Source organism: Lentilactobacillus kisonensis DSM 19906 = JCM 15041 (assembly GCF_001434135.1).
In the GTDB taxonomy this organism is placed as follows: domain Bacteria; phylum Bacillota; class Bacilli; order Lactobacillales; family Lactobacillaceae; genus Lentilactobacillus; species Lentilactobacillus kisonensis.
In genome coordinates this window covers 280,165-297,957 of the sequence record NZ_AZEB01000001.1, presented here as the reverse complement: position 1 = coordinate 297,957, position 17,793 = coordinate 280,165, and the positions used below count along the sequence as shown (strand labels likewise).

At 40.0% G+C, this 17,793-nt stretch carries 18 protein-coding genes and 2 tRNA genes; 15 read left to right on the top strand and 5 right to left on the bottom strand.

Going from position 1 to position 17,793, the window contains the following annotated elements:
* Positions 1-19 precede the first annotated feature (19 nt).
* The 7 genes from FC98_RS01460 to FC98_RS01430 all read left to right on the top strand — a co-directional run bounded on the left by FC98_RS01460 (position 20) and on the right by FC98_RS01430 (position 7,111).
* Positions 20-727: a CPBP family intramembrane glutamic endopeptidase gene (locus FC98_RS01460; RefSeq protein ID WP_008858414.1), complete on the top strand. Its 708-nt coding sequence runs from the start codon at positions 20-22 to the stop codon at positions 725-727.
* A gap of 104 nt (positions 728-831) precedes the next feature.
* On the top strand, positions 832-1,941 hold the full coding sequence (locus tag FC98_RS01455) for a DmpA family aminopeptidase (protein WP_054654297.1): 1,110 nt from the start codon (positions 832-834) through the stop codon (positions 1,939-1,941).
* Positions 1,938-2,489 carry a C39 family peptidase gene (locus FC98_RS01450; RefSeq protein WP_008858412.1) on the top strand — a complete coding sequence of 184 codons (552 nt, stop codon included), beginning with the start codon at positions 1,938-1,940 and terminating at the stop codon, positions 2,487-2,489. The genes FC98_RS01455 and FC98_RS01450 overlap by 4 nt, the downstream gene beginning before the upstream one ends.
* Positions 2,490-2,615: 126 nt before the next feature.
* Complete coding sequence (locus FC98_RS01445; RefSeq protein WP_056949078.1) at positions 2,616-4,235, top strand: peptide ABC transporter substrate-binding protein; 1,620 nt, start codon at positions 2,616-2,618, stop codon at positions 4,233-4,235.
* Positions 4,236-4,247: 12 nt separating this feature from the next.
* The gene (locus tag FC98_RS01440; protein ID WP_054654295.1) at positions 4,248-5,324 is read left to right on the top strand and encodes a dipeptide epimerase; all 1,077 of its coding nucleotides are present in this window, start codon (positions 4,248-4,250) and stop codon (positions 5,322-5,324) included.
* A gap of 138 nt (positions 5,325-5,462) precedes the next feature.
* Positions 5,463-6,353 (top strand): C40 family peptidase, encoded by an 891-nt coding sequence (locus FC98_RS01435; RefSeq protein ID WP_008858409.1) that lies wholly within the window; start codon positions 5,463-5,465, stop codon positions 6,351-6,353.
* On the top strand, positions 6,350-7,111 hold the full coding sequence (locus FC98_RS01430; protein ID WP_008858408.1) for a serine hydrolase: 762 nt from the start codon (positions 6,350-6,352) through the stop codon (positions 7,109-7,111). The genes FC98_RS01435 and FC98_RS01430 overlap by 4 nt, the downstream gene beginning before the upstream one ends.
* A 79-nt stretch (positions 7,112-7,190) precedes the next feature.
* Here the strand turns inward: FC98_RS01430 and FC98_RS01425 are convergent, their stop codons facing one another.
* Positions 7,191-7,646 (bottom strand): MarR family winged helix-turn-helix transcriptional regulator, encoded by a 456-nt coding sequence (locus tag FC98_RS01425; RefSeq protein ID WP_008858407.1) that lies wholly within the window; start codon positions 7,644-7,646, stop codon positions 7,191-7,193.
* Positions 7,647-7,779: 133 nt separating this feature from the next.
* Between FC98_RS01425 and FC98_RS01420 the strand changes: the two genes are divergently transcribed.
* Together FC98_RS01420 and FC98_RS01415 are read left to right on the top strand one after the other, a co-directional pair.
* Positions 7,780-8,478, top strand: a complete 699-nt coding sequence (locus tag FC98_RS01420; RefSeq protein ID WP_040472043.1) for a DUF2238 domain-containing protein — start codon at positions 7,780-7,782, stop codon at positions 8,476-8,478.
* 21 nt (positions 8,479-8,499) lie between these two features.
* A tRNA-Leu gene (locus FC98_RS01415) sits at positions 8,500-8,583 on the top strand.
* Positions 8,584-9,657: 1,074 nt separating this feature from the next.
* Here the strand turns inward: FC98_RS01415 and FC98_RS01410 are convergent.
* Together FC98_RS01410 and FC98_RS01405 are read right to left on the bottom strand one after the other, a co-directional pair.
* The gene (locus tag FC98_RS01410) at positions 9,658-10,146 is read right to left on the bottom strand and encodes a cupin domain-containing protein (RefSeq protein WP_008858404.1); all 489 of its coding nucleotides are present in this window, start codon (positions 10,144-10,146) and stop codon (positions 9,658-9,660) included.
* Between the two features lie 49 nt (positions 10,147-10,195).
* Entirely contained in the window at positions 10,196-10,486 is a 291-nt protein-coding gene (locus FC98_RS01405) for a hypothetical protein (protein WP_054654293.1), read from the bottom strand.
* Between the two features lie 194 nt (positions 10,487-10,680).
* On the opposite strand from FC98_RS01405, the gene FC98_RS01400 reads away from it, so the two are divergent.
* Positions 10,681-11,124 (top strand): universal stress protein, encoded by a 444-nt coding sequence (locus FC98_RS01400; RefSeq protein ID WP_008858402.1) that lies wholly within the window; start codon positions 10,681-10,683, stop codon positions 11,122-11,124.
* Between the two features lie 86 nt (positions 11,125-11,210).
* Here FC98_RS01400 and FC98_RS01395 read toward each other — a convergent pair whose 3' ends face one another.
* Positions 11,211-11,447, bottom strand: a complete 237-nt coding sequence (locus FC98_RS01395) for a hypothetical protein (RefSeq protein ID WP_008858401.1) — start codon at positions 11,445-11,447, stop codon at positions 11,211-11,213.
* 203 nt (positions 11,448-11,650) lie between these two features.
* Here FC98_RS01395 and asnB point away from each other — a divergent pair, with 203 nt between their 5' ends.
* The 4 genes from asnB to FC98_RS01375 are packed head-to-tail and all read left to right on the top strand — an operon-like array spanning position 11,651 to position 17,081.
* The gene (gene asnB / locus FC98_RS01390) at positions 11,651-13,531 is read left to right on the top strand and encodes an asparagine synthase (glutamine-hydrolyzing) (RefSeq protein ID WP_008858400.1); all 1,881 of its coding nucleotides are present in this window, start codon (positions 11,651-11,653) and stop codon (positions 13,529-13,531) included.
* A gap of 29 nt (positions 13,532-13,560) precedes the next feature.
* Entirely contained in the window at positions 13,561-15,096 is a 1,536-nt protein-coding gene (locus FC98_RS01385) for a UDP-N-acetylmuramoyl-L-alanyl-D-glutamate--2,6-diaminopimelate ligase (protein WP_008858399.1), read from the top strand.
* A 4-nt stretch (positions 15,097-15,100) separates the two neighbouring features.
* Complete coding sequence (locus FC98_RS01380) at positions 15,101-16,351, top strand: carboxylate--amine ligase (protein WP_008858398.1); 1,251 nt, start codon at positions 15,101-15,103, stop codon at positions 16,349-16,351.
* 13 nt (positions 16,352-16,364) lie between these two features.
* Entirely contained in the window at positions 16,365-17,081 is a 717-nt protein-coding gene (locus tag FC98_RS01375; protein ID WP_056949075.1) for an aspartate/glutamate racemase family protein, read from the top strand.
* Positions 17,082-17,089: 8 nt separating this feature from the next.
* Here the strand turns inward: FC98_RS01375 and FC98_RS01370 are convergent, their stop codons facing one another.
* A complete protein-coding gene (locus FC98_RS01370; protein WP_008858396.1) occupies positions 17,090-17,428 on the bottom strand; it encodes a YisL family protein in 339 nt (112 codons plus the stop codon).
* A 125-nt stretch (positions 17,429-17,553) separates the two neighbouring features.
* Here FC98_RS01370 and FC98_RS01365 point away from each other — a divergent pair.
* Positions 17,554-17,624: transfer RNA gene (locus tag FC98_RS01365), tRNA-Gly, on the top strand.
* Positions 17,625-17,793: the final 169 nt, after the last annotated feature.

The following is a 17,793-nucleotide window of genomic DNA, read 5'->3' as shown; positions in this document are numbered from 1 at the left end:
AAAGATCGGGGGCTACTTCATGGATGATAAATCACGTCACTTAATGTTCGGTGATTATTTTGAACGCATCATGGTCTTTATTGGCTTATTTATCGTTATCAACATCGTTCAAGTACCACTAGGGTTGATTGCGTCCCGCCGCTTTTCTAATCCAGTCAACAATATCATCGGTATTCTGTATCTAATCGGATTTGCCCTAGCAATTTGGGTAGCGGTCTATGCATTTAAAAGATACGCAAAACCTGCCAATATTCGCCTCACTGGTCATAATATTAAGTGGATTGTTTATCTGTGGCTGGGCTTCTTTGTGATTGAAGTTGCTCTGGGAAACCTGAATCGATTAATTTACCATGTCAGCCAAACATCCAACAATGAAGTAATCCAGCGGTTGATGACTACCAGTAATCTGACTTTAATTTTGATGGCCTTCACAGCGGTTTTTTGTTCACCTATCCTGGAGGAATTAGTTTTCCGTGGCTTTTTAATTGGCGCGTTTTTTAACGCTTCCAGTTTTTGGGGGCCGATCGTTGTGAGCGCGGTTTTATTTGCGATTCCCCACATGGAAACCATTAATATTATTAGTTTTCTGACCTATGCAATATTAGGGGGCGTCCTTGGATACCTTTTTGTTAAAACTCGCAATATTAAAGTTTCAATTGGGTTGCATTTTTTAAATAATTTGATTGCTGTTGGGATGATGATTGTTCAAATTGTCATGGTAAAATAACGCCAATAGCTGATGACGGACTCAAATGATAGTGATGACAAACAATTTTTACTCAGTGTCATCAGCTAAAGTCAATTTTAAATTAACTTGTTGAGGTGATTGTGATGGGATTGTCTGCAAAGCTTTTGAATGATGTATCAGACGGTAAAAAAGGATCCAAAAATCTAATAACGGATGTCCCGGGGGTGAAAGTTGGCCAGGTAACAGTCGATAAGGACGATGTTCACTCTGGGGTTACCGCCATTTTGCCTCATACGCATAATCTATTTAGAAATAAGGTTCCAGCAGCTTCGTACGTTATTAACGGGTTCGGCAAAAGTGTTGGTTTGGTTCAGATAGATGAACTAGGAACGATTGAGACGCCAATTATTTTGACAAATACGTTTGGCGTTGGCACGGCGGTTAATGCGCTAACGAGGCGAATGCTGGCGGAGAACCCAGAAATTGGGGATACCACTAGTACCGTTAATCCCATTGTGGCTGAATGTAACGATGGGGATGTGTCTAACATCCGAAAAATGCAGCTTACCGAAGCTGATGTCACGACTGCCTTGAATTCAGCGGCCGAAACATTTACTGAAGGAGCCGTTGGTGGTGGCCGGGGAATGATGTGTTACGACTTAAAGGGTGGCATCGGTTCGGCATCTCGGGTTGTTGAGATCGATGATGATCACCAATACACAGTCGGAGCGCTTGTGATGAGCAACTATGGTTTCTTAGCTGACATGGTCATTAACGGCCAGCCCATCGGCGCACCGTTGGCCGAAATGCTGGCTGCTGATAAACAAAAGGAAGAAAAAGGCTCAATTATTACTGTTTTGGCTACAGACGCGCCATTAAATTCGCGGCAGCTCCATCGAATGGCTAAACGGGCAACCGTTGGCATTAATCGGACTGGTGGGTTCATTGGAAACGGCAGTGGTGAAATCGTTTTTGCGTTTTCCACCGCTAATCAAGTGGCTCACTTTGCAAACCATGATATTGAGATGGTACCACGCTTTAACGATAACCATATTGATACGTTCTTTCGGGCAACGGCGGCCGTTGTCGACGAATCGGTGCTTAGTTCACTTGTTCATGCAAAATCGGTTGTTGATCGAAAGGGACGCCTACGGTTGAGCTTTTGTGATGCAGCCAGAAGACTGGCTAATCAGCAGCCTCGGTATCAGGGAATGGTTGATACTGTATTGACACAGTTGGGAGTAAGTCAATGACAAATGAAATCCTTTTAGGCGCAGAGAATATTCAGCAACTTGCTTGGGGCGCAATTAATGGCTGCGAGGCTGCCAGTATGTTGATGGGGCTTCACTATCAGGGAAAGGCGCTAGACCTTAGTTATGGTCAATTCCTGTTAGCAATGCCGATTAGCCAAGATGCCAATCCATATCATGGGTTCGGTGGGTCGCCATATAAGAACCAAAAAGGAAAATTTGAAGCCATTTTTGTTCGGCCGTTAGTTGATTGGGCAAGTCGCTACGGTTCACTTGAAAATTTGAGTGGGGCGGATCCACAATGGCTATATGAATCAGTTATGAGGGGCAATCCTGTTCTCACGTTTGTAACGGTCCATTTTGCGGATCCTGAGTGGGAACAATATCCATTTGGCAAGGTTCCCGCTAACAATCACGCTGTCTTACTTGACGGTGTGCGTGATGATCAAGTGCACGTGAGCGATCCAATTGATGGGAAGTATTGGATGTCAATTGAGAGGTTTGAAACAATTTATGGTAGTCGTCGAATGGCCATAAGTATTTTGAAATAATTCAATAAATTATTCGGGTCTTACTAAATTAATATTAGAAAAGGCCTGTTTTTTTTGAATTTTTATGCTAAATTAGAAACTAAGCTTTGTTAACAAATAAACAAAACATTGAGGAGTGGGTTTATTATGAAGTTATCGCGAAGCATTGCAATGTTAGCGGGGGTTGCTAGTATCACGTTAATTCTCGCCGGTTGTGGGTCAAAATCGGGGCAACAAAAGAAAACGATTACGACATCTACTGATTCGGAATTGACAACGGTTGATCTTTCTAAGACGACTGCAGTTGGAACCTTTAACGTTTTAAATAATGTTGATGAAGGACTGTATCGTTTGGGGAAGGATAGTAAAGTTGAGCCAGGGATTGCGAAGTCGTCGACAATTTCAAAAGATGGGAAAACTTATACTTTCAATTTGAGAAAAAATGCCAAGTGGAGTAATGGTGATCCAGTGACCGCTCAGGACTTTGTTTATTCGTGGCGGCGGACGTTAAATCCAAAAACGGCTTCTCAATATGGCTACCTATTCTCTGGGATTAAGAATGCTGATAAGATTCAGAATAAGAAGGCACCGGTTTCTTCTCTTGGAATTAAAGCCAATGGGAAGTATCAATTAACCGTTACTTTGGAACAACGGATTCCATACTTTAAGTTACTAATGGGGTTCCCTGTGTTTTTCCCACAAGATGCGAAAACCGTTAACAAGTATGGCAATGATTACGGCACTTCGTCTAAGACCCAGGTCTACAATGGGCCGTTTACACTTACTAAATGGACTGGAACTAACCTTAACTGGACGTTGAAGAAAAATCCTAATTATTGGGATAAAAAGGCTGTTAAGCTTGATGATGTTAAGTTTAGCGTTGTTAAGGATCCATCTACTGGGTTGAACTTATATAATCAAAAGAAACTTGACATGGCCCAATTATCTGCAACACAGGCAAAACAAATGGGCAATAAAAAGAACATGATTTCTCGGAAACAGTCGTCATGCTACTACATTGCTTTAAATCAAAAGAATAAAGCGTTCAAGAATTTGAAGATTCGCCAAGCGATGTCGATGATCATCAATCGCAAAATGTTAGCCAATAAAGTTGTTGGTGGCGGCGCAATTGATACTGATAGCTTTGTTTCAAAGGGATTAGCAGTTTCACCGAAGAATGGTACTGATTTTACTAAGGACGCAACGGCACCAGCATCAATGACCTATAACCCCACGGAAGCAAAACAGTTGTTTAAAGAAGGGATGCAAGAAGTTGGCATCCGCTCCCTACACTTTACGTTAATGAATTCAGATACGTACGATCAAAAGCAGTTAAGTGAATATCTTCAAAGTGCTTTACAGCAGCTACCTGGATTAAAAGTAACACTCAACAACATTCCAGGACGAGTTATTCTGTCACGGCAGGCAGATCACCAGTTTACCGCAACGGTTGCTAATTGGTTTGCGGACTTCTCAGATCCAATTACGTTCTTGAATATTTTGACTTCTACTAATCCAAGCAATATTTCTCAGTGGAAGAGTGCAACTTATGATAAATTGATCAAGGCAAGTAACAACGATGATGGTAACAACGCGGACGCTCGTTGGGATGACATGGTTAAGGCTCAAAACTTAGCCCTACAAGATCAAGCAATCATTCCACTTTATCAATCTGGTGAAAAATGGATGGTTAATCCAAAGGTTAAGGGAATCGTTTATAATACTGCTGGCGCCAACTATAACTTTAAGGATGCATCTATTAAGTAGGAGGTAGATTGATTGGATCCGGTTATCAAAGAAATTAAGATTCAAAGTGCAGCGGTACCGTTAAAGCGGCCATTCAAGACTGCTTTGAGGACGGTAACAACTGCCGAAACGATCATTGTAAAAATTAGCGATAGTACTGGTACGGTTGGTTATGGGGAAGCTGCTCCCACACCTGTAATCACGGGTGATACGATGGCAAGTATCAAGGAAGCAGTTACCGAAGTGATTGGGCCAAAGATTATTGGGAAATCGTTAGCCAATTCTGAAGATATTAAGGCGATAATTGATCAATCGATGGTTCATAATTCTAGTCCTAAAGCCGCTGTCAATATTGCAATTAATGATCTGATTGCACAACATTATGCTGTTCCGTTGTTTCAGTTGCTTGGCGGACATACGGATACAATTGTAACTGATTATACCGTTAGTGTTGGATCGGTTACCGAGATGATTGCTCAGGCTCAGGATTTGGTATCGGCTGGATTTACGACGTTAAAGATTAAGGTTGGTAGTGATTCAGAAAAGCAAGACTTGGAAAAAGTGGTGGCCATCAGAAAAGCAGTTGGGCCGACAATTAACTTACGATTAGACGCTAATCAAGGCTGGCATCCCAAACAAGCGGTTTATGCAATCAACAAAATGCGTGACTTAGGGCTTGATATTCAATTAGTGGAACAGCCGGTTGCCGCGAGTGATTTTGAAGGAATGGCATTTGTGACTGCTAATACGACAACAATGATCATGGCTGATGAAAGTATTTTTTCCGTTCAGGATGCTTATCGGATTATTAAACTAAATGGCTGTGATATAATCAATTTGAAGTTGATGAAGGCTGGTGGAATTGATAATGCGCTTAAGATCAATACCTTGGCTGAAGCAGCAGGAATTCCCTGTATGGTTGGCAGCATGATTGAGTCATCGGTTTCGGTAACGGCTGCTGCTCACTTGGCTGCTGCTAAACGAAATATCAAATACGTTGATTTAGATGCTTCCATGATGTTTACCAGTAATCCAGTTGCTGGGGGAATCGTTAGTCAAAATAACCAGATTCAATTACCAAAAATTGTGGGCTTAGGGTTTGCAAAATAGTGCCGACAATGGTTCATCTTCAAACATATTGTTTTGTGGATGGACCATTTTCATATTCGTGATTGAAAACGATGGTTATTCTGTTAGGGTGGATCAATAACGTGGTATCATAATTATAAGTGAACAGGAGGTGCCCAGATGGAAACAAGAAGAGTTAAAGTTCCGGTAGCAACTATCTGGAAAACAAAGACGTCACCAAGAAAAGTGGATCAATTAGCTTTGGACGGCGACGTCAAACAATGGGTTGGACAACTATCCGATCAACAATCAATTGATTTATCTGAGGACGATCTGTTAGAGACCCAAGCATTATTTAACGATGAAGTGATTATTGATCACTTTGAAGGTGAATGGGTAAAGGTTTATATTGCGAGTCAAAAGGATGATTCTGATTCTCGTGGTTATCCAGGTTGGGTGCCCAAAAAGCTGTTAAGTGATGAACCCGTTGTGTATCCGCCGGTAACATCAACGGTGCGTATAGCTTTTAAGACCGCTAAGTTGTATGATGAAACTAAAAAGCCAGTCCTTGAATTAAGCTTAGGGACGATCTTACTCCAAACTGGTGTTGATGGTGATTATTTTGAAGTCGTGACGCCGTTAGGGAAGGGTTATATTAATAGAAATGCGACCATTTTACCGTTTGTAGGTCAAAATGCTGGAGAAACAATGGTGCAAATGGGACGTCAATTCCTAGGGATGCGTTATCTTTGGGGCGGTATTAGTTCATACGGGTTTGACTGCTCGGGATTTGCCTATACGCTTCATCGAGTACTTGGCTTTGATATTCCACGGGATGCTGATGACCAACAAGAGGGTGGCCTGCCACTAAGCCCAGAAGAAATTCTTCCTGGAGACTTAGTATTCTTTGCTTACGAACATGGGACAGGTTATGTCCACCATGTTGGGATGTATATTGGCAACGGTCAAATGATTGAATCCCGAACGCCGGGTGCAAAAGTTGATATTGCTGATTTAACTGAACCAAAGTTTGCATCTGAATTTGCAGGTTTCAGGAGATATTGGCGATGACCGACAAGCAGCTAACAGATAGAGTCACGGAAGTAATCAACAATGATTGGCTGACGATTGGAATGGTTGTTGAGCTGGATGGGAAGATTGTGTTTGAAAAAAATGAGGCCGACGTGTTTCCGTCGGCCTCATTGATTAAGTTGGCAATCTTAAATTATGTGCTGGACCAGCAAGTTGATTTGGATGCTGAATTCATTGTATCTAGCAAGAATTCGGTTGGTGGTGCTGGGGTCCTTCAATTGCTATCAAAACAACAATGGCGACTGCAGGACTTATTAGCACTTATGATTAGTGTTTCAGATAATTTTGCCAGCAATGTTTTGATTAACCATTTTGGTATGGGTAATATTAATTGTTATCTACAAGCAAATGGGTTTAGTGCAACTCGACTTAATCGCCAGTTAATGGATAGCGATGCTTTAGCAAAGGGGATTGATAACGTTACGACTGCTAAGGAAAGCCTTCGTTTGTTGTCCATGGCACTAGGTCACGGCAAGAAGGTTTCACGCTGGTTTGCTAATCAACAATCGCGTTATAAATTACCCGGGAATTTTGATGAGTCTGGCATTAACATTCAGGTTTTTAATAAAACTGGTGAAGGCAATCAGATTGACCATGATGTGGCTAGATTTGTAGTAGGGAGCCACACTGCTGATGTCGCATTATTAACAGTTAGTACAGCAGATCGATTGAATGTCATTCGAGTGTTTAATCAGGTGGGGCAATTGGTTGCAACTGATCTAGAGGCGCATTTATGATTGATAGTTGTATATGGCAAAAGGCAACGATAACAGGAATATAAATCATCTTGTTATCGTTGCCTTTTGTTATATACAATTAGTCGTTTTTTGCTTTATTAAAAGCATCCAGTTTGTGTTCAAGCGTTGAAATTGCTTCTGAACAGTCGCTTTTTTCATCAGAAGTAAGATTAAGAATCTCAAAACAACTTTTAACGTGAGTAAAAACTCTGTCTTGTTCATTAGATGCCATTTCAGTTAATTGAATGATAACAGTTCGTTCATCCTCTTTGCTGCGCTGGCGCTTGATCCAGCCGTGGCTTTCTAACCGTTTTAATAATGGGGTGAGTGTCCCGCTATCTAAGTTCAAGTGATCCCCTAGTTCCTTAACGGAAAGTGGTGCATATTGCCATAAAGTCAGCATAGCAATATACTGAGGATAGGTTAAGTTAAAGGGCTTTAAAACCTTCTGATAAAAATGATTGAATTTTTTATTGGCGGTGTACAGTTGAAAGCATAGCTGCGTATCCAACTGAATTGGTTGTGTATTGGGCATAAGTTTGGCTCCTATTTAGTTAATGTATAATGTTATTGTAGATTATCTTAAAATAAATGCAAGAAAGGCGCTTTTGCACTATCTAATTTTGGACAATCTTTTTTAGATTATCAAATGAGAGGAAATGACGTGTATGCGAATTGGTCGATTAAGATTTAGTACTTGGTTATTTATTATTACTGTCGCTTCGATGATTGGGTACATAGGATATTATGGGTTCTGGTTTATAAAAGGGGAACCGAAATTTCATGGTCAACTACTTTTACTGATTGAAGTGTTTATTGGTATTCTAATTGCAATTTTACCATTTGTGATTGAAAAATTTGGTTACTTTTACTTTCCACAAGTGGAGTTGATTTTCTTCTACATTTTCCTTTACATGTCGATCTTTCTTGGATCAGGATTGCAATTCTACGGCGTTACTTTCTGGGATAAATATGAACATGTTTTGTCGGCAATGATGTTGGCTGGCCTGGGCTTTTCAATTTTCCAAGGATTACTCGATTCTCGAGATAACGCCTGGCGAGCACCATTTCTAATGAGTTTGTTCGCATTCTCCTTTGGAACTGCTTGCGGCGTCTTCTGGGAATTATATGAATTTACTGCTGATGGGCTGGGGGGACTCAACCTTCAACGGTATGCGGAAGCCGGGCGACTATTAGTTGGTCGGGCAGCCCTGATGGATACAATGACGGATTTGATTGCCGATTTAACCGGTGCCTTCTTAATGGCTTTGATTGGCTACCTCATGATGAAACGCGATCCCAGTGCAAGCCGCCACTTAGTTTTTAAATCAAAACATCAAAACTTCTTTTCAAGTTCGTATTTTTAGTGTAAAATAAAACGTGTTGTTGCCCCGATGGCGGAACTGGCAGACGCGCAGCGTTCAGGTCGCTGTTTGAGAAATCAAGTACAAGTTCGAATCTTGCTCGGGGCATAACCGCACAAAAACAACGTTTCCGCACAGACGTTGAAATGATGCTTCTAATTCCTCCTACTCAGGGATTGGGAGCATTTTTTTGTTGTCATTTGATTGCTGTTATATGCAGGTGATTTCCCTAAGTTGTAGAAATTAGGCAACAAAATGGCAGCACAAAATTATTAATATGATGTAACTTTTCCAAAACCACAATTGTTTTGTCTTACTCCCATGAGTGCTTATATCGTGTACACATATCTAAGAATTTCTATTTGACAGACAATTTTATCCAACAGTTAAGCCGTAGCCAACCACGAGACCAATTAGGGCATTATAAAGCTGTGGATTGTTTGGCCGATGTGGAATAAATTCTAACGCCCAATTGATTTGCGAAATAAAGGTTTGTTTTGTCATTGGCTTTTGACGCATATAGTTAATTAAACCTTTAGTTGTACTTGTCCTAAAAGTATTTGGTTCAATGTTTTTAGCAAACGGAAGATTAAGACCGTGGCTATAGTCCTCCATGGTTAATTTAGAAAGGGTGTACCCGATCTTTGTTGTCGTGTTTTCGTTTAGATTGATTGCAATATCAAGTAAATCATAAAACGGTTGGTGTAGATGGAATAACGTATTAAAGCGGGTAACTTGTTTATATCTACTTCAATAAATATCCCCTGGAGGCATTTGGTTGATTTGCGATTTCTCGTTAGTAAAAGGATTTCCAAAGATAAATTTATATTCATTTATTATAAGGTGATTCGTTGAGATTTAGTTAGCAACTTTTTACTAGTAAATGCCTGATTTAACAGAATTGTATAAGTTTTAACGTTAAACGTTTTTAATGAGAGCTTGTTGTTAGACCATCCTAAATAGGACTGGTTAATAAATATGTATAGACCTATGATTAATAAGGCTATCGTAAACGGGAAAGCAATTATTCCGGTTGATAACGAGAAGACCCAAGCAAAGGGCATATTATCATCTCACTAATTTTAGATTAAAACGCGGATTGGTTTATACATCTAGTATATATCCTACCAGTAGAATGATAATTAGGGATAATTTTTAATAAAAAAAGGAAGCTGATTACTACTAGCTTCCGAGCCTGTCGATTAATTCTGTGTAACTTGGATAGTCAGCTAATAGTTCCGCTTTGGTAAACAATTCGAAATCATGATAATCAAATCCCGGCGAGACCATACAACTCACTAAGCCAAACGAATTGCTGTCCGTTACCTCTGAGGCAAAAATCGTCTTTTTGGTTACGCGAAATTGTAACCGTTCTCCGGCAAGAATGTTTTTCCCAAGCCTCACTGTTTGGTAATTGCCATTCACATCGATGCAATGGATCGTTACCGGACTGCCATCGTGGAAGTACCAAAGCTCGTCGTGATTAAGCCGATGAAAATGGGAGGGGTGCGTACTGTCTAACAAAAATAGGATCGATGTGTATCTGTAACGATCACCGTTGCTTTCAGGAGCAAAAAATGTATCCTCGCTATGATAAAGTTGCTTGTACCAACCACCCTCTGGATGAGGGAGCAAACCGAGTTGCTTAATGTATACCGCTTTTGTAGTCAATCAAAATTCCACCTTTCGTCACTGGATTATCGTTGGAAAATAATGTTATTTACCCAAAAATATTTAGACCATATAAAAATAAGACAATTAGATTGATAATCATCGATACGACAACGATCCCGTAGCCGAAAGTTGGTTCGCGATAACCATAGGGCCGCCAGTTGGTCCAACGCTTACCCTTACTATAAGAGACACGCATCGCCACCAAAGCCAAGGTAGCGATGACTTGAGCGAGCATCCCCAGTGTATAACTAACTTGATTTCCAAATTGGTATTGAAATATATAGGCACCAAACATGACAGCGTCAATGACAATTGCTAATATGCTAATAAATATCATCCTTTCTCCAATGACATTATTATATCAAATAAAATTGAATTGGAAGAAGGTCACGGATATTAGGAGGTGAATTTGAGTCGCTTGTGAGTAAATTTATATCATAATACTTATTTATTGCTTTTTTATGATAAACGTTGCATTATAATAAGTGTAGTGGCGTTGATTGCGCTTTCAATAAAGAAAGGACGATAAGCATGTATGAGAACATTTTAGTACCACTTGATGGCAGTAAAAATTCTGAGCAAGCTCTTCAAGAAGCGGTTAAGCTAGCCAAACAGTTCGGGTCCAAGTTGAATTTAATTACGGTAATTAACAACACCAACTTTTATTATGGTACAGGTGGCACTGGGTTACCTGCCAATATGTATGATGATCAAAAGGAAGTTGCTGGTAAAATAATTGATGAAGCAAAGAAGTATGCTGATTCACAAGGTGTTAAGTATGAAACAGCCGTTGATATTGGAAATCCTAAAAATATTATTGCGCACATTTACCCAGATCAACATGATATTGATTTGATTGTGATTGGAAAATCTGGAGTTGATGCTTTGAACCGTTTGCTCATTGGGTCGACAACTGCATACGTTGTCCGAAACGCAACGACTAAAGTACTGGTCGTTAACTCAAAGGATGAATGAGTTTGATGGCAGTCTATAGATGATAAAAGGATTGGCGATTTTAAAATTGCCAATCCTTTTATCATCTATAGGAATAACTAATGTGATTATAACCGGTCAGAAACCCTGTATGGTTTTTGAACCGCATTTTTTTCGTTGTCGTGAGAAATCACGTCATCAGCTAAGAAAATATCGAAGTCCTTATTATCAACGCCATGAACGACGAGGACCCGTTTGTTTTGATTCTGTTTTTCTTTGTATATTTGAGCAGTTTTAACCGCCTCATTATGATCATGGAAGTTACCAATTGAATCACCAGGATTGAAAAATACGATTTCATCCATAAATACCACTCCTTTCAATGTTTCTCACCATATATAAATTATAACGTAAAAAAATGCGAAAATGAAATTCAACTGTTTTTTAACTCAACTTTGCTGCCTCTCTTAAGAAAACATTATATTACTGGTAGCTTGAGCGGTTATCTGATAGAATAATAGGCGTTATATTTTGATGAAGACTGATTTAGCAAAAGGGGAATTAAGTTATGTGCGGATTTGTTGGTTACGTTAACCAAAAAGATGTTCCTGAAAATACAATTAATGATATGGCGGATAGAATTAAGCATCGTGGCCCCGATGACGAGGCTTACTTTGCCAATGATGACGTGTCCATGGGATTCCGCCGACTCTCTATTATCGATTTGGCCCACGGTGCTCAGCCAATGTATAATGCTGACCAGACTAAAGTCTTGACGTTTAATGGTGAAATTTATAATTACAAAGAAATTCGCGAAGAATTGCGCGACCTTGGTTATGTATTCAAAACCGATGTTGATTCAGAAGTCCTGATTTATGGCTATGAAGAGTGGGGACCAGCCTTGCTTGATAAACTTCGTGGGATGTTTGCGTTTGTCATTTATGATCAAAAGAAGAATGAAGTGTTTGGTGCAAGGGATCATTTTGGAATTAAGCCACTTTATTACTACGATGATGGTGACACATTCTTATGGGGATCAGAAATCAAGGCGTTTTTGGAGCACCCAAGTTTCAAAAAGCAACTCAACCTCAGACTGTTGCCAATCCACTTAAGTTTTGAATTTATTCCGTCCCGTGAAACAATGTTCAAAAATGTGTATAAGTTACTTCCGGGGCAATATTTCCTTCACAAGGATGGTAAGACGGAAACCCATCGATATTTCAAGTTTAATTATGATCATATCGATAATAGTCAAACGGTTGAGGGAGACGCTGATAAGATTGGCAAGTTGATTGATGACTCTGTTAAGGCCCACATGATTGCCGACGTTGAGGTTGGTAGCTTCTTATCTAGTGGAATTGACTCTAGTTATGTTTTGAATGAAGCTGCTAAGCTCAAGCCAATTCAATCATTTTCAATTGGCTTCCACCATTCTAAGTATAGTGAATTGGCGTGGTCGACTGAGTTTGCCAAGACTATCAACCAGAAAAACACACCGATTTATATGGATGGCGACGATTACTTTAATTTCCTCCCAACCATGATGTACTATATGGATGAGCCGTTATCTAATCCAGCCGCTATCCAACTTTACTATCTATCAAGGGAAACCTCGAAGCATGTAAAGGTTGCCCTGTCTGGTGAGGGAGCCGATGAATTTTTCGGTGGGTACAATACGTACTTAGAAGCAATCCCGTTTGATCGTTACCAAAAATACGTTCCCAAACCAGTTCGAAAGGGCTTGGCAGCAGTTGCTAAACGACTTCCGCGGTTTCATGGTAAGCGTTTCTTGGTTAGGGGTGCCCAACCTCTTAGTGAACGTTACTACCGGGTTAACTATGTTTTCAACTATGAAGACCGAAATAAAGTGTTGAAGGATCCTTCAATTAACGTGGATTCAGGGGCTTATACGAAACATATCTTTGATGATGTGGCTGACAAAGATGAAATGACGCAAATGGAATATTTCGACATCAATACTTGGTTACCATACGATATCTTGCATAAGGCTGATCGAATGAGTATGTGTAACTCACTTGAAGTTCGGGTGCCATTCGTTGATAAGGAAGTTGCTAAGTTTGCTGAAACGATGCCGGTTAAGACCCGGATCACCCCTGACGAAACCAAAATTTCGCTTCGAACTTCGGCTGAGCGGGAGATGCCAAAGAAAACTGCTCTGAAGGAAAAGTTAGGTTTCCCATCACCAATTGCGAGTTGGATAAATGATCCGAAGTATCATGACCGGATTGTGCATGCGTTTCATTCAGATACTGGGCAGAAATTTTTCAATACAGATCAGCTTGATCGATTATTGAAACAACATGCTGAAGGTAAGTCTAACATGCAAAAGATCTTTACCATTTACACCTTCATCCTTTGGTATCAAGTGTATTTCCCTGAAGACACTACGGAAAATACGGTTAGCTTAGTACATCGGACACAAATCTAGACATCATCAGGAAATGGAAGGTATACGAATTGGCACAGATTACGCTTGACGAAATTTTGACGATCTTAAAAGAGCATCATTTACTAGTTGATAGTCAATTGGGTGATTTAAGCCTGAACTTTAAGCAGATTGCTTACAATTCTAAGTTAGTCTCTGGAAAGTGCCTGTTTTTTTGTAAGGGAAACTTTAAACCGGATTACTTGTTGGCTGCTCAAAGTCAGGGTGCCCTTGCCTACGTTTCTGAAAAACAATACGATAATGTGGTCATCCCTGGAATTATCGTGACTAATATCCAAAAATCAATGTCGCTGTTAAGTGCGGCATTTTTTGGATATCCACAAAATGGGTTACCAACAATTGCTTTTACAGGAACTAAGGGGAAAACGACCTCGGCATATTTCACCAAATCAATTTTAGACCGGACTTACGGTAAAAAAGTGGCCTTGTTTTCAACTATTAACACAGTGGTAGGAACTGGGGCCAATGACGTTGTTAAATCGAGTTTGACCACCCCCGAATCCTTGGATTTATTTACGAATATGAATTCAGCTGTTAAAAATGGCATGTCACACTTAGTAATGGAGGTTTCTTCGCAGGCTTATAAGAAGAATCGGGTTTACGGTCTTCATTATGATGTTGGCGTCTTTTTGAATATTTCTCCCGACCATATTGGCAGAAACGAGCATCCGACTTTTGCTGACTATTTACATTGTAAGGAACAACTATTGGTTAACGCCAATATCTGTCTTCTCAACGCGGATGGCACACATATAAAGGATATTTATTATGCAGCCAAGGCAACGACCCAACCAGAAAATATTTATATTTATGGTCGAACAGCAGTCGTCAGTGAACTAGGAATCCCAGTTGATTTTCAATATACATCGCTTGAAGATTCACTTACCAATAATAAGATTCAGCTAACTGCCAATACTGATCACGCTAAAAGGCTTGGAATTGATGGTCAGTATGAAGTGGGCATTCCGGGAGACTACAATGAAGGTAATGCCGTTGCAGCAGCGATTACAAGTGCACTGATGAACGCGAGTGTCGATGACATTCGAAATGGGTTAGCGCACACGACGGTTCCGGGGCGAATGGAGATCTATCGAAGTAAGTCTCATGGGACAATGTATGTTGATTATGCCCATAACTATGGGAGCCTTCACTCAGTATTAAACTTTTTGAAGAGCCAAGCGCCTAAGGGAAAAATTACCGTGATTACTGGTAGTACTGGTGACAAGGGGATTGATCGGCGTGAGGGCCTTGGAAAGGCAATTAATGAGTTCGCGGATCAAGCTTACTTAACGGCAGATGATCCAGCTACCGAAGATCCTAAGGTAATTGCAGCAAAGATCGCTGACCACATTGATAAAAAGAAGGTGGCCGTTTCCTATATTGCTGACCGCAAAACAGCAATCACTAAGGCGGTAACCGAAAGTCAACCTGGAGACGTTGTCCTTGTTGCAGGTAAGGGGCACGACGCGTTTCAAAAAATTAATGGTCAAAACGTTCCCTATGAAGGGGATGCCGCAATTGTTGCAAATTTAGTGAAAGGACTTTAATTGAATGACTAATCAAAATGGTGATTTTACCCCCGTTCTTTTGGGAAGTGATTTTAATGTATACGGAATGGCCCGCTGTCTCTACCAAATTTATGGCAAACCAGTCAAAGCGTTTGCCCAAGTAGGATTAGCACCAACCCGGTACACCAAGGTTGTTGATTTAGAACTAATTCCAGGGTTCAGCGAGGATCCAACGTGGATTAATTCTATGAAACGGATAAAGCAGCGATACGCTGATCATACTGAACCGGTTATTTTAATCGGTTGCGGTGATGGGTACGCTGAACTTATTTCTAAGCACAAGGCAGAACTAGAAGATGTTTTTGTTTGTCCATACATTGATTATGATTTGATTAAGAAATTAAATGATAAAGAAAATTTTTACAAAATGTGTGACAAATACGATTTGCCATATCCTAAAACGAAAATCATTTCCAAACAACTATATGAATCAGGAGATACAATTGAACAGCCATTTGGATATCCAGTTGCCCTTAAACCGGCAAACAGTGTGGAATGGCTAGATATTCATTTTGAGGGTCGTAAGAAGGCGTTCATCATTCAGGATGAAGCAGAATTTAAGGATGTTATTGCTAAAAGTTACGATAACGGCTATACGTCAGACTTTATTCTCCAGGATTTCATTCCAGGTGATGACAGCAATATGCGAACACTGAATGTTTATGTTGATAAAAATCACAAAGTTAAATTAATGTGTTTGGGTCACCCACTTTTGGAAGACCCGTCACCTTCTGCGATTGGTAACTACGTGGCAATTATTCCCGAATTTAACCAGGATATTTATGATCGGGTTCAAACCTTTTTGGAGGAAATTAATTTTACTGGTTACGCTAATTTTGACATTAAGTTTGATACCAGGGATAATTCCTATAAATTATTTGAAATTAACTTACGAACGGGACGAAGCAGTTTCTTTGTGACTTTGAATGGCTATAAACTTGCCGACTGGGTCGTTCAAGATTACGTGTTTGATTCTTTGAAGACTAAGCCAACGCTATACGCCAATCAAGATAAAAATAAATACTTTCTTTGGCTAGGGGTATCAACCAAAATTTTTAAGACATATGCTAAGGAAAATGCTGCCAAGGATGACGCAATTCAGTTAATCAAAGAAGGCCGCTATGGTGATACATTCTGGTACGCACAAGACAAGAATGTGAAGCGGTATGCGTTATACAAATGGATGTTTCATAATTATGCCAAGAATTTTAAACGGTATTTTGTTGCTAAGTAAGGACTGATTAATAATGGATAACTTTTTTACAATTATTGGTGGGATGGGAACTGAGGCGACCGAGACCTTTATTCATATTCTGAATGAGCGGACACCAGCGACTAAGGATCAGGATTACTTAAATTATATTTTGGTCAATCATTCTACGGTTCCTGACAGAACAAATTATATTTTGGATCATTCTAAGCCGAATCCATTTGTTCCGTTAGCTGAAGATATCAAACAGCAAAGTCAACTGCATCCGGCTTTTTTTGCAATTCCCTGTAATACAGCCCATTATTTCTATGATGACTTGCAGGCATTAACGGATGTCCCAATTCTGAATATGCCGCATGAGACAATCAAAGCAATTAAGGATCACGTTCCTCATGCTAGAAAAGTCGGTTTGATTGCGACTAAAGGAACACTTCATGATGGTATTTATGACCGTGAGATTATTGATGCCGGCTATGAATTATTTAAACCCACGGCGGAAATTGCGGATCAAACAATGGAGTTGATCTACGATGATGTTAAACAAAAAAATACTGTCGACGCCGATCTTTATCATCATATTTTAGCTGAAATGGTCAATGACTTTCATTGCGATATTGTCGTGCTTGGATGCACAGAATTATCGGTGGCTGAACAGCGAGCTGGCAATCATGAGTATCCAGTAATTGATGCACAGGCAGTGCTAGCCGACCGCTCAATTGAATGGATTGAAAAGATACGAAGACAAAAAAAATAGTCAACTAGTTAATAGTTGACAAGTGTCTGGATGATGACCGCCAGTGGCGTAATAATCACTAGCAGCCATAACAATCTCGGCGTGTAGTGAGTATCTTGTTTGCGACCATATGCATTTTCAGTGAGGGCGATTACAACGAGGGTTATAAGGACACCTATGATAACCATTGCGGGATGACGGTGAAATGATCGTAACGCAATGACAACTTGGCTAATAACGATTAACCAATAGAACAATCTAGAAATCATCATCGAATCGATTACTCGTTTTTTGATGGGCCGGGTGAATCCCCAAATGAAGTTCAGAAAAAAAATCCCCCAACATGCGTAATTAAGTATGATCCACATCCCAAACACCTCTTTACTTTAGTATCAATAATTTAGTATCAAAAAGCAATCTTTTTGCGAGTTCTTTATAAATTTCAAAACATTATGACAAAGACAAGCAAGCGTGATATAATTGTTTTTGTTATGCGGGTATAGTTTAGTGGTAAAATTCAAGCTTCCCAAGCTTGCGTCGCGGGTCCGATTCCCGTTACCCGCTTCGTAGCAGGCATTGCTACGGGGTATCGAAGTAACATCAATTAACGTTGACTGTATTAGGGTCATCAGGTTACTTCTAAGAAGTTAGATTATTCGGCGATAAAAGAGGAGTAGTTGGTTGCTAAGTATTAAGCGATTTCGGGATGGTGAGAGCCGAATTATTTAGTCAG

Coding starts and splice junctions, on each gene's coding strand:
- FC98_RS01370 (WP_008858396.1), bottom strand. CDS start 17,428: ATGTGGATCATACTTAATTACGCATGTTGGGGGATTTTTTTTCTGAAC.
- FC98_RS01445 (WP_056949078.1), top strand. CDS start 2,616: ATGAAGTTATCGCGAAGCATTGCAATGTTAGCGGGGGTTGCTAGTATC.
- FC98_RS01400 (WP_008858402.1), top strand. CDS start 10,681: ATGTATGAGAACATTTTAGTACCACTTGATGGCAGTAAAAATTCTGAG.
- FC98_RS01455 (WP_054654297.1), top strand. CDS start 832: ATGGGATTGTCTGCAAAGCTTTTGAATGATGTATCAGACGGTAAAAAA.
- FC98_RS01375 (WP_056949075.1), top strand. CDS start 16,365: ATGGATAACTTTTTTACAATTATTGGTGGGATGGGAACTGAGGCGACC.
- FC98_RS01430 (WP_008858408.1), top strand. CDS start 6,350: ATGACCGACAAGCAGCTAACAGATAGAGTCACGGAAGTAATCAACAAT.
- FC98_RS01450 (WP_008858412.1), top strand. CDS start 1,938: ATGACAAATGAAATCCTTTTAGGCGCAGAGAATATTCAGCAACTTGCT.
- FC98_RS01405 (WP_054654293.1), bottom strand. CDS start 10,486: ATGATATTTATTAGCATATTAGCAATTGTCATTGACGCTGTCATGTTT.
- asnB (WP_008858400.1), top strand. CDS start 11,651: ATGTGCGGATTTGTTGGTTACGTTAACCAAAAAGATGTTCCTGAAAAT.
- FC98_RS01420 (WP_040472043.1), top strand. CDS start 7,780: ATGCGAATTGGTCGATTAAGATTTAGTACTTGGTTATTTATTATTACT.
- FC98_RS01395 (WP_008858401.1), bottom strand. CDS start 11,447: ATGGATGAAATCGTATTTTTCAATCCTGGTGATTCAATTGGTAACTTC.
- FC98_RS01435 (WP_008858409.1), top strand. CDS start 5,463: ATGGAAACAAGAAGAGTTAAAGTTCCGGTAGCAACTATCTGGAAAACA.
- FC98_RS01425 (WP_008858407.1), bottom strand. CDS start 7,646: ATGCCCAATACACAACCAATTCAGTTGGATACGCAGCTATGCTTTCAA.
- FC98_RS01380 (WP_008858398.1), top strand. CDS start 15,101: ATGACTAATCAAAATGGTGATTTTACCCCCGTTCTTTTGGGAAGTGAT.
- FC98_RS01460 (WP_008858414.1), top strand. CDS start 20: ATGGATGATAAATCACGTCACTTAATGTTCGGTGATTATTTTGAACGC.